The sequence below is a fragment of the Streptomyces sp. NPDC018833 genome (genome assembly GCF_044390825.1).
GTDB lineage: Bacteria > Actinomycetota > Actinomycetes > Streptomycetales > Streptomycetaceae > Streptomyces.
Window position 1 is genome coordinate 18,683 of sequence record NZ_JBIRZM010000018.1, and the last position, 10,874, is coordinate 29,556.

At 73.0% G+C, this 10,874-nt stretch carries 9 protein-coding genes; 4 read left to right on the forward strand and 5 right to left on the reverse strand.

The annotated features are described in order from the left end of the window. Window positions 1–81: 81 nt before the first annotated feature. The 3 genes from ACH5AF_RS29040 to sepH all read left to right on the forward strand — a co-directional run bounded on the left by ACH5AF_RS29040 (window position 82) and on the right by sepH (window position 4,473). Window positions 82–1,332 (forward strand): MFS transporter, encoded by a 1,251-nt coding sequence (locus ACH5AF_RS29040; protein WP_398905639.1) that lies wholly within the window; start codon window positions 82–84, stop codon window positions 1,330–1,332. Next, window positions 1,313–2,611, forward strand: coding sequence for a D-arabinono-1,4-lactone oxidase (locus tag ACH5AF_RS29045; protein ID WP_398905641.1), 1,299 nt, complete (start codon window positions 1,313–1,315; stop codon window positions 2,609–2,611). The genes ACH5AF_RS29040 and ACH5AF_RS29045 overlap by 20 nt, the downstream gene beginning before the upstream one ends. An 815-nt stretch (window positions 2,612–3,426) precedes the next feature. Beyond that, window positions 3,427–4,473, forward strand: a complete 1,047-nt coding sequence (gene sepH / locus ACH5AF_RS29050) for a septation protein SepH (RefSeq protein ID WP_398905643.1) — start codon at window positions 3,427–3,429, stop codon at window positions 4,471–4,473. Between the two features lie 570 nt (window positions 4,474–5,043). Here sepH and ACH5AF_RS29055 read toward each other — a convergent pair. Then, a complete protein-coding gene (locus tag ACH5AF_RS29055; RefSeq protein WP_398905644.1) occupies window positions 5,044–5,874 on the reverse strand; it encodes a sulfurtransferase in 831 nt (276 codons plus the stop codon). Between the two features lie 221 nt (window positions 5,875–6,095). Between ACH5AF_RS29055 and ACH5AF_RS29060 the strand changes: the two genes are divergently transcribed. Beyond that, window positions 6,096–6,884, forward strand: a complete 789-nt coding sequence (locus ACH5AF_RS29060; protein ID WP_398905645.1) for a VOC family protein — start codon at window positions 6,096–6,098, stop codon at window positions 6,882–6,884. A gap of 284 nt (window positions 6,885–7,168) precedes the next feature. Here the strand turns inward: ACH5AF_RS29060 and ACH5AF_RS29065 are convergent, their stop codons facing one another. From ACH5AF_RS29065 to ACH5AF_RS29080, 4 genes are all read right to left on the reverse strand, one after another. Then, on the reverse strand, window positions 7,169–7,819 hold the full coding sequence (locus tag ACH5AF_RS29065) for a thymidine kinase (RefSeq protein WP_398905647.1): 651 nt from the start codon (window positions 7,817–7,819) through the stop codon (window positions 7,169–7,171). A 49-nt stretch (window positions 7,820–7,868) separates the two neighbouring features. Further along, window positions 7,869–9,071: an alkaline phosphatase family protein gene (locus ACH5AF_RS29070; protein ID WP_398905649.1), complete on the reverse strand. Its 1,203-nt coding sequence runs from the start codon at window positions 9,069–9,071 to the stop codon at window positions 7,869–7,871. Further along, on the reverse strand, window positions 9,071–9,655 hold the full coding sequence (locus ACH5AF_RS29075; protein ID WP_215176050.1) for a DUF5998 family protein: 585 nt from the start codon (window positions 9,653–9,655) through the stop codon (window positions 9,071–9,073). Before ACH5AF_RS29075 ends, ACH5AF_RS29070 begins: the two co-directional genes overlap by 1 nt. A 37-nt stretch (window positions 9,656–9,692) precedes the next feature. Continuing rightward, the coding region (locus ACH5AF_RS29080) for an acetate--CoA ligase family protein (RefSeq protein WP_398905651.1) at window positions 9,693–10,874 on the reverse strand (1,182 nt) is incomplete at its 5' end.

Below are 10,874 nucleotides of genomic sequence, written 5' to 3' on the forward strand. Positions count from 1 at the left end.
GTGGGGGAAAACAGCGATGCGCCAGCCCCCGCTGACCCGTAATCTGTGAAGGCTGCCCATACGCCTTACCGGGAGTGCTCCTTGCCCAGCCCCTACCGCGCGGTCTTCGCCGCCCCCGGCACTCTGGTGTTCTCCACCGCCGGCTTCATCGGGCGGATGCCGCTGTCCATGATGGGCATCGGCATCGTCACGATGATCTCGCAGATCACCGGCCGCTACGGGCTGGCCGGCGCGCTCTCGGCCGCGCTCGCCATGTCCGCTGCCGTGCTCGGGCCCCAGATCTCTCGGCTCGTCGACCGGCACGGCCAGCGCCGGGTGCTGCGTCCGGCCACCCTGGTCGCCGTGGCCGCCGTCGCCGGGTTGCTGATCTGCGCGCAGCAGGGCCTGCCGGACTGGACGCTGTTCGTGTTCTCGGCCGTCGCGGGCTGTGTGCCGAGCGTCGGGGCCATGACGCGGGCTCGCTGGGCGCAGATCTATCAGGGCTCGGCGCGCGAGTTGCACACCGCGTACTCGCTGGAGTCGATCATCGACGAGATCTGCTTCATCTTCGGGCCGATCGTCTCGATCGGTCTGTCGACGGTGTGGTTCCCGGAGGCGGGTCCGCTGCTGGCAGCGCTCTTCCTGCTCGTCGGCGTCTGGTGGCTCACCGCCCAGCGCGCCACCGAGCCGAAACCGCATCCCGTCGAGCAGCACACCGGCGGCAGCGCACTGCGCTCCCCCGGACTGCAGGTACTGGTCGCCGCGTTCGTCGCCACGGGTGCGATCTTCGGCGCGGTGGACGTGGTGACCGTGGCGTTCGCCGAGGAGGAGGGGCACAAGGCCGCCGCCAGCCTGGTGCTGGCGGTCTACGCCCTCGGCTCCTGCCTCGCCGGCGCCGTCTTCGGCCTGCTGCACCTGAAGGGCGAGCCGTCGCGGAGGTGGGTGCTCGGCGTGTGTGCGATGGCCGTGAGTATGATCCCCCTCCAACTGGCCGGGAGCCTGCCGTTCCTGGCCGTGGCGCTCTTTGTCGCGGGTCTTGCCATCGCGCCGACCATGGTGACGACCATGGCCCTTGTCGAAGCGCACGTACCGCGCAGCAAGCTGACCGAGGGCATGTCCTGGACCGGTACGGGGCTCGCTGTCGGTGTGGCACTCGGTTCGTCGGCCGCCGGCTGGGTGGTCGACGCGCACGGGGCCGCCGCGGGGTACGGGGTGCCCGGCGTTGCCGGAGTGCTCGCGGCCGTGGTGGCGTTCCTGGGGTACCGCCGGCTGCGCAGGCCGGTGCCGACGCGGGAGGGGCAGCGTGAGCGGGACTCGCAACAGGCGGAAGAGCGTGGGGAGCACGTGGCGTAACTGGGCGGGAACCGTTGCTTCGGTGCCGCAGCGCGAGGCCCGGCCGGCCTCGGTCGAGGAACTGGCCGACGCGGTGCGCCGGGCGGCCGAGGACGGGCTGCGGGTCAAGACCGTGGGCAGCGGCCACTCGTTCACCGCGATCGCCGCGACCGACGGGCTGCTGATCCGCCCCGACCTGATGACAGGGATCCGGCGCATCGACCGGTCGGAGATGACGGTGACCGTGGAGTCGGGCACTCCGCTCAAGCGGCTGAACGCGGCGCTGGCGCGCGAGGGCCTGTCGCTCAGCAACATGGGCGACATCATGGAGCAGACCGTCGCGGGCGCCACGTCGACCGGCACCCACGGCACCGGCCGCGACTCTGCCTCGATAGCCGCGCAGATCAGGGGCCTTGAGCTGGTGGCGGCGGACGGCAGGGTGCGCACGTGCTCCGAGAAGGAGGATCCGGACCTCTTCGCGGCGGCCCGGATCGGGCTCGGCGCGCTCGGTGTCGTCACCGCGATCACGTTCGCCGTGGAACCACTCTTCCTGCTGACGGCCCGTGAGGAGCCGATGCCCCTCGACCGGGTGCTCGCCGACTTCGACGCCCTGCACGCGGAGAACGAGCACTTCGAGTTCTACTGGTTCCCGCACACCGGCAACTGCAACACCAAGCGCAACAACCGCAGTGCGGGCCCCGCCGCACCGACCGGTGCCGTGCGCGGCTGGATCGACGACGAACTGCTGTCCAACGGTGCTTTCCAGGTGGCCTGTTCACTTGGCCGCACCTTCCCCGTGGCCGTCCCGGCCATCGCCCGCCTCTCCAGCCAGGCCCTGTCCGCCCGCACGTACACGGACGTCCCCTACAAGGTCTTCACATCTCCGCGCCGGGTGCGCTTCGTGGAGATGGAATACGCGCTGCCGCGTGAGGCGGTGGTCGACGCGCTGCGCGAGGTCCGGGCCATGGTGGACCGCTCGCCGCTGCGGATCGGTTTCCCCGTGGAGGTGCGCACCGCCCCGGCCGACGACATCACGCTGTCGACGGCGTCGGGCCGCGAGAGCGCGTATGTCGCCGTCCACATGTACCGGGGAACGCCGTACCGCTCCTACTTCACCGCGGTCGAGCGGATCATGACCGCGCACGCCGGGCGGCCGCACTGGGGCAAGATCCACACACGGGACGCCGGGTACTTCGCCGAGGCGTACCCGAGGTTCGGCGAGTTCACGGCACTGAGGGACCGGCTGGATCCGGACCGGCTGTTCCAGAACCCCTACCTGCGGCGGGTCCTGGGCGACTGACCCACGGCGTCCCGACCGGGGCCGTGCCGGTGCTCTCGTACGGAGTGGTTCCGGGCGACGGCTCCTCGCTCACCGCGCCGCAGTCGGTGCTGGTGCTGGTGCCGGTGCCGGAACAGCGGACCGGCGCGGACGGCCACCACGTTGACGACTCAGGTACCGAAGACGGTGCCGTGGACGACCAGTTGTGAGGCGAGCACCGCCACGGCGACCGCGGCGAGTGCGCCGCCCGCGATCTGGGGCACGCTCGCGTCTATGCGTGGCCCATCACGTCGCCCGGCACTTCGACCCGTTCCCGCCCTTTCGTCCCGTTGTCCGCCTTCTCCTACACCTCTCGCCGCTGTCCACCCATCTGCCCCTCGTACACCCAGATAGGGACAGTTGAGCGAAGTGAATAGTTCCGTTTCTGCCGCTCCCGTGAAGCACAACACCTGGTCAACCCCCATTCGGCGCGCCAACTCCCACCCCCGCCGAGAAGTTCGGCGGCGCGGCAGTCCACCCCGATGGCCCGAATGGAGTACTGTGGCGAGCCCTGGGCCCAAGCACCTTCGTGGTGTTCGGGACCCCAGGTAGGGGGCCGAAAGCGGCGCTCGATCCGGCGGCGCCGCGGCACCGGACGGGAATCTATTGCTCAGAGTGAGCGTGCGATCACTCTGAGTGGCAAATAGATAACCGTGCCATAACGGCGATCAAGGGCCTGTGCCCGACACGCCGGGCAACTCGGCAAGGTTGTGGCAGGCTGCACCCGGGCAGGCCACACTCGACTAGCGGAAGCAGCGACGCAGGTGACGTCGGCAGGCACCACCCGGGAGGTCCCCATGCCCGAACTGCGTGTCGTGGCCGTCTCCAACGACGGCACACGGCTGGTGCTCAAGGCTGCGGACAGCACGGAATACACGCTTCCGATCGATGAGCGGCTGCGCGCCGCGGTACGCAACGACCGCGCCCGCCTCGGCCAGATCGAGATCGAGGTGGAGAGCCATCTCCGCCCCCGCGACATCCAGGCGCGTATACGCGCGGGTGCCTCCGCCGAGGAGGTCGCGCAGCTCGCCGGCATTCCCGTCGACCGGGTGCGCCGCTTCGAGGGCCCGGTCCTCGCCGAGCGCGCGTTCATGGCGGAGCGGGCCCGGAAGACGCCCGTACGCCGTCCCGGCGAGAACACCGGCCCACAGCTCGGCGAAGCGGTGCAGGAACGGCTCCTGCTGCGCGGGGCCGAGAAGGACACCGTGCAGTGGGACTCCTGGCGCCGTGACGACGGCACCTGGGAGGTCCTGCTGGTCTACCGGGTGGCCGGCGAGCCCCATTCGGCGAGCTGGACGTACGACCCGCCGCGACGGCTCGTCCAGGCCGTCGACGACGAGGCGCGCTCGCTGATCGGCGAGACGGACGACACGATCGCGCAGGAGCCGAGCTTCCCGTTCGTGCCGCGTATCGCACGGCTGCCGAGAGACCGGCCGCTGGACCGTGCCCTGGACCGCCAGATCGACCGGCCCGCGGTCGGCCCCGCGCCCAACGCGGAGGACAGCGGCGAACGGGACTCCCTGACCAGCCTGTTGGAGGCCGTGCCGAACTTCCGCGGCGACATGGTCGTCCCGGAGCGCCCGGCACAGCCAGAGCCCGCCGCGCTCGACCCGGCCCAGGAGCCCGAGGCCGAGGAGGAGCCGGTGGCTCCCGCGGCGTCGGCGGGCGCGGGCTCGGCGTACGCGGACGTGCTGATGCCGCGCTCGGTGGCGGGGCACCGCGACCGGCTGACCGGCACCACGGACCGCCAGGCGGAGGCGGACGGCGTCCGCCCCGGCCGTCGGGCGGCGGTGCCGAGCTGGGACGAGATCGTCTTCGGCACGCGGCGCAAGAAGCAGGAGTAGCGGCTCGGCGAAGGCCGGCACCGGTGCGGTGTCGGCCCTTCGGCGTGCCGCGGCCGCGAGCCCCGTCGGGTACGCATGCGACCCCGACCGCCCCGGCTGGGTCGGGGCCCCGCCTGCGGACGGCGCGGCGCCCGCCCAGGCCGCGTGCCGCCGGCGCACCGGCGGCGGGCACGGCAGCAGCTCCGCGGAGCCGGTCCCGAGCAACTCCCAGGCCCGGGACTGCTCCCGCGAGCAGGTTGACCCGACCGCTACAGGGACGCACAGGCTCGGACGGGGCCATGACGTGACCGACAGGGCGGGCCCGTCCGGCCGAGGAGCGCGGCGGAACTACCGGCCGCGCTGACGGCGCGGGCCGCCGGGGCACTGTGGGCGCACGCCCGGCCGGGCGCTCACGGGCCGATCCACCGTGGCGGCGTCGGAACGGCCCGAGCCCCGTGGCGACCGGGCGTGACGGGCGCCCGACCACTGACAACCGCAAACCGGCGTACGACGCGACACACCCACCCGGCCCCGCGCGCGGTGGTCCGGCGTAGGGAACACCACTGCACCGGCCCACCCACCACGGCGGCGTCAGGACGGATCAGGACCTGTGGCAACCGGGCGGGACGGGTCGCGCGACCACTCCGACCACGAGCCCGCGTACAACGCCGGGACGAAACCCGCGAGTTCCAGCGCGACCGCCTGCTGCGCCGCCGAGACGCCCGACCCGCAGTAGACGCCGACGCTCTTCGCGTCCTCGCCCGCGCCCAGGCCGACGAAGCGCGCGACCAACTGCTCGCGCGGCAGGAAACGTCCCCTCTCGTCCACGTTCTCCGTGGTCGGAGCCGAAACCGCGCCCGGGATGTGGCCCGCGACCGCGTCGATGGGCTCCACCTCGCCCCCGTACCGCTCCCCCGCCCTGGCGTCCAGCAGCAGCCCCTCGCGGGCCATGGCCGCAGCGCCGTCCGCGTCCAGCAGGGGCAGGGCGCCGGGTGCGGGGACGAAGTCTGACTCCACCGGCTCGGGCTCCTTCGTCTCCAGCGGCCCGGTCCAGGCGGCGAGCCCGCCGTCGAGCACCCGTACGTCGGCGTGCCCCGCCCAGCGCAGCAGCCACCAGGCACGGGCCGCACCCCAGCCCTTGTCCCCGTCGTACGTCACGACCGGCGTGCCGGCGCCGACGCCCGCGCGGCGCATCGCAGCGCCGAAGACGTCGATGTCGGGCAGCGGATGCCGGCCACCCGCTCCGGGAGGCCCGGCCAGTTCCGCATCGAGGTCGACGAAGACGGCGCCGGGGATGTGCCCGGCCTCGTACGCGGGCCGACCGTGCGGACCGCCGAGCTGGTAGCGGACGTCGAGCAGCACCGGCGGGGTGGGTCCGGCGAGTTCGGTCGCGAGATCGGCCGCGGAGATGATGGGTGTCATACGGGCCATCCTCGCGCACCGCATCGCCGCACGGTAACGCCCTCGATGCGGATGACCGGCCGCAGACCGGGCATGCTCCGGCGGGAACCCGCCACATCCGGCGCGGCCGGGGCGCAGTGGGCGTCCGGTGGTGAAAGCATCTGCTCGGGCGCACACCCTTTCCGCACAACGGCGCGCCCGTCCCCGCACGGCCACCACGATGGTCCGAGGAGAGAGTGACGATGACCGAGGCGACTCGGCGCGCGCCCGGCACACCCTGCTGGGTGAGCCTGATGGTGCACGGCCTTGATGCGACGCAGGAGTTCTACGCGTCGTTGTTCGGATGGGAGTTCGCGCCCGGCCCGGAGCAACTGGGCCCGTACGTCCGCGCGCTGCTCGACGGCAAGGAGGTGGCAGGGATCGGCCGCCTGCCCGCCGACCGTCATCTGCCGGTCGCCTGGACGCCGTATCTGGCCACGGACGACGCGGATGCGACGGCCGAGGCGATCCGCAGCGCCTGCGGCACCGTGGCCGTGGGCCCGCTGGTCGCCGGGGAAGAAGGACGGATGGCCATCGCCTCCGACCCGGTGGGCGCGGTCTTCGGCGTCTGGCAGGCCGCGGCACACACCGGCACCGCCGTCCACGGCACCCATGGCACGCCGGTCTGGAACGAGCTGGTCGCCCGGGACACGACGGTGAGCAAGTTCTACCAGGTGGTCTTCGGCCACGAGGCGCAGGCGCTCGTCCCGTCCGCCGACGGCGGCCCGGCCGAGGAGGACCGTCTGACGCTGCTCGTCGGCGGCCGGCCGGTGGCCTCGGTGCGCGGGGTCGGCCAGGCGCTCCCCCGGGACCGCGGCCCGCACTGGATGACGTACTTCGAGGTCGAGGACACCGCCACGGCGGCCCAGCGGGTCGTCGAGCTGGGCGGACAGGTGATCCGGCCCCCGGGTACCGGGGCCGCCGGGCACGAGGCGACCGTCGCGGACCCGGAGGGCGCGGTGTTCACGATCATGCGGACGGAGCGGGGCTGAGGCGGCGGGGCCGAGGTGCTGGGGTGAGGCGGCGGGGCCGGGAGTGAGGGGACGGACGCGGCGGGGCCGAGGCACCGGCGGACCGCGGCTGAGGCGGCGGACGCGGCGGGGCCGAGGCCGTCCGAGCCCGTGGGGACGGAGGGGGCGGACCGTCGGCGGGAGGGACGCGGCGGGCCGTGGGCGGGAGGGACGCGGCGGGGCGAGGGTGCCGGCGGGCCGGGCCGTCCGAGCCGGGTACCCGGCTCAAGCGGTCCGTACCGTTCAGGCCGCCTGAGCCGCCCGGTTCAGACGGTCCCGACCGGCAGGACGTCCGGGGACAGCGCGGCCGCGCGCGCCGTCGCCGCCGTCATCCGGCGCCGGTGGTGGCGTCGGCACAGCACCTCGTAACCGATCTCGTCCGGTGACTGGTTGACGTCCCCGACCACGACCTGGGCGCCCTCGACGACCATTTCGCCGCCGACGGTGCGGGCGTTGTGCGTGGCGCGCGCACCGCACCAGCACAGCGCCTCGACCTGCAACACCTCGACGCGGTCGGCCAGTTCGACGAGTCGCTGCGAGCCGGGGAAGAGCTTGGAGCGGAAGTCGGTGGTGATGCCGAAGGCGAAGACGTCCAGGTCCAGGTCGTCGACGATGCGGGCCAGCTGGTCGACCTGCTCGGGCGCGAGGAACTGCGCCTCGTCCGCGATCACATAGTCGCAACGGCCGCCCTTGGAGAGACGGTCGACGAGGTACGCGTAGAAATCGAAGCCCTCGGCTGCCTCCACGGCGTCGGTCACCAGACCCAGCCGGGAGGACAGCTTGCCCTCGCCCGCCCGGTCGTCCCGCGTGAAGATCATGCCCTGCAGGCCGCGCGCCGACCTGTTGTGCTCGATCTGAAGAGCGAGGGTGCTCTTTCCGCAGTCCATCGTTCCGGAGAAGAACACCAGCTCGGGCATGGGAGGTCGAGGACCTTTCGGGTCGTGGGAGGCAGTGGCGGTGCGGGAGTTACGAGCGTAGTTCGAGGAGGGGGACGAGCTGCTCGACGGGGGTCATGGACCCGTGCATGCCCACCATGGCCGATTCGTGCGGCTCGTTGACCGACGCGATGATCACCACATCGTCGTGGGCCGCGGCGACGACATCGCCGATCCGCCCGTACACCCGCTCGTCGACCCGGTCGCCGAACCAGCCCGCGGCGATCGCCTCGTCCCGGCCGGCCACCCAGAACTGCTCGCCCAGCACCTCGCGCCAGACCGCGAGCACATCGGACTGGGCGCCCGGCACGGCGTAGACATGGCGGGCCCGGCCTTCGCCGCCCAACAGGGCGACGCCGGCACGCAGCTCCCAGTCCTCGTCGAAGTCGATGCGGGACTGTTCGTCGAAGGGGATGTCGATCATGCCGTGGTCGGCGGTGACGTACAGGGCGGCGCGGGGCGGCAGTTGCTCGGCGAGGCGCTGCACCAGCCGGTCCACGTACATCAACTGCCCGCGCCAGGCGTCGGAGTCCACACCGAAGCGATGGCCCTTGCCGTCGACATCGCTGTAGTACGTGTAGACCAGCGACCGGTCGCCGGCGGCGAGCTGTTCGGCGGCGAGGTCCATTCGCTCCTCGCCGGAGAGCCTCCCGTGAAACGCCCCGCCGCTGAGCGCGATCTTGGTGAGCGGCGTCTGCTCGAACGTCGGCGACGACACCTGCGCCGTGTGCACCCCCGCCTCGTCGGCGAGCTGGAAGACGGTCGGGTAGGGCTGCCACACGCGCGGCGGGGTCCAGGGCTTCCAGCGCAGCTGGTTCATCAGCTCGCCGGTCTCCGGATTGCGCGCGGTGTAGCCGGGCAGGCCGTGCACGCCGGGCGGCAGGCCGGTGCCGACGGAGGCGAGCGAGGTGGCGGTGGTGGCGGGGAACCCGGCCGTGAGCGGACGGCCGGTGCCCCCGCGCGAGGTGCCGAGCAGGGAGGTCAGGTACGGGGCCTCGTCCGGGTGCGCCTTGATCTGCTCCCAGCCGAGACCGTCGATCAGGAACACGCAGTTGCGGTCGGCGGGCGTCAGTTCCGGGATGCGCCTCGTGAGCCCGGGGACGCCCATGCCGGCGGCCAGGGTGGGCAGGAGATCCGCGAGGGAGCCGGTGCCGTACTCGGGCACGGGTGCCGTGTCGACGGCGAGCGGAGTGGGCTCGTCCGGCCAGACGGCGCTCTGCGCGGGCTGGGCCATCAGCGGGTGGCCGCCGTGGCCTCGGAGAGTGCCTGGGCGAAGGCGAGCGTCTGGCGCACGGTGTCGGGACCGTCTCCCGCCTCACTCACCCGCAGGCTGAGATCGTCGGCGGTGGAGTTGCCGGTGTAGCCGTGGTCGGCGTCGCAGTTCGGGTCACCGCAGGCCGCGGGCTCCAGGTCGATGCGCGAGACGGCGCCCCAGCCGATGGTGAGGACGACCTCGCGGGGCAGGGTGCCGGGGGTGTACGACTCCGGGTTGGCGACGACGCGGCTGACCACGACGGACGAGATGCGGTCGAGCTTGACCGACTCGGTGGACGTCGTGGCGTACGGCGTCGGGGAGCTGGTGTCGGCGGCCTGCTCGTCGGTGTGGCTGACGATGAAGCGGTTCTCGGTCAGGACGAGGACCGTGACATGGCGGCGGACCTCGTTGGCGTCGAACGTGGTCTCCTGGTGCACGAGGTACGACGAGATCGGCTCGCCACCGACAGCGGCCTCCACCGCCTCGGCCACGAGGGCCGGGTAGTAGCCGCTGCGCTCGATCGCCGCGCGCAGCCCCTGGGTCGTCGTACCGGTCTTCGCCATGCGGTCCATCCTACGGGGCCCTGAGGGGCCCGAGCGCTCAGTAGCTGGGGAGTCTGCGGGGGCCCAGGTCGGTGCGAGGGGGCGGTGGTGCGAGACGGACGGAGGCGTCGAGAACGGAGAGGCCCTGGGGCGCGACGACGACCGGTTCGAGACTGATCGACACCACCTCGGGGTGATCGTCGACCAGCCGTGAGACCCGGAGAAGGAGCTCTTCCAGCGCGGCGGTGTCGACAGGCGCGGAGCCGCGCCAGCCGAACAGGAGCGGGGCGGTGCGGATGCTGCGGACCAGCTCGGCCGCGTCACGGTCGGTGGCGGGGACGAGGCGGTGGGCGGTGTCGCCCAGTAGCTCGGAGGGCGGGCCCGCCAGCCCGAAGGAGAGCACAGCGCCGGCGCCGGGGTCGATGGCGGCGCGCACGACGGTGTCGACGCCGCGCGGGACCATCGCCTGCACGACGGGCTGCAACTCGGCGGGCTTGCCGAGTGACCCGGTCAACTCCGCGTATGCCTGGCGCAATTGCGTCTCGTCCGCGAGATCGAGGCGTACGCCGCCGAGGTCGGCGCGGTGGCGCAGGTGCGGGGCGGTGGTCTTGAGAGCAACGGGATAGCCGAGGCGCCGGGCGGCCTCGGCGGCGGAGTCGGCGTCCGAGGCGGGCAGGGCGGACCGTACGCGGATGCCGTAGCGGGCGAGCAGCTCGTGGGCGTCGGCCTGGCCGAGGGTGAAGCCCCGGCTGTCGCTGTCCGCGCCGAGCAGGCGCTCGATCTGGGCGGCGGCCTCTGCCTCGTCGATGTCGTCGTACTCGGGCACCCTGCCGGGCTCGGCGGCCTGCCGCCGCCACTGCGCATACCTGACGGCCTCCGCCAGCGCCCGGACGGCCCGCTCCGCGGCGGGATACGCGGGGATGCGCCGCGTGTCGTCGCCTTCGGCGGGACGGTCGGCATCCGGAACGGCGCGCGCCTGCGGGTCACGGGAGGGCGCGGCGTCGGCGTGCGCCGGACGGGCAGGTGCGGCGGCACCGGCGGGGGCCGATCGCCGCCCTTCGTCGGCGGGGGCCTCGGAGGCATCGTGCCCCTGTGAGCCGGCCGGCCTGCCCAAGACACGGCCCCGCAGACCGAACCACGACCTGGCCGCCCCGGACCGGGACGTGCGGGGGGCATCCCCGGAGGCCGTGTCCGCGGCCTTGGCGGCACCGTGCTGGTCCGCCGCCTTCTCGGACGACAC

What these genes read in the sequence shown, in the direction of transcription:
- ACH5AF_RS29055 (WP_398905644.1), bottom strand. Translation starts at nt 5,874, where the DNA reads ATGACACCCATCATCTCCGCGGCCGATCTCGCGACCGAACTCGCCGGA.
- ACH5AF_RS29075 (WP_215176050.1), bottom strand. Translation starts at nt 9,655, where the DNA reads ATGGCGAAGACCGGTACGACGACCCAGGGGCTGCGCGCGGCGATCGAG.
- ACH5AF_RS29060 (WP_398905645.1), top strand. Translation starts at nt 6,096, where the DNA reads ATGACCGAGGCGACTCGGCGCGCGCCCGGCACACCCTGCTGGGTGAGC.
- ACH5AF_RS29065 (WP_398905647.1), bottom strand. Translation starts at nt 7,819, where the DNA reads ATGCCCGAGCTGGTGTTCTTCTCCGGAACGATGGACTGCGGAAAGAGC.
- sepH (WP_398905643.1), top strand. Translation starts at nt 3,427, where the DNA reads ATGCCCGAACTGCGTGTCGTGGCCGTCTCCAACGACGGCACACGGCTG.
- ACH5AF_RS29070 (WP_398905649.1), bottom strand. Translation starts at nt 9,071, where the DNA reads ATGGCCCAGCCCGCGCAGAGCGCCGTCTGGCCGGACGAGCCCACTCCG.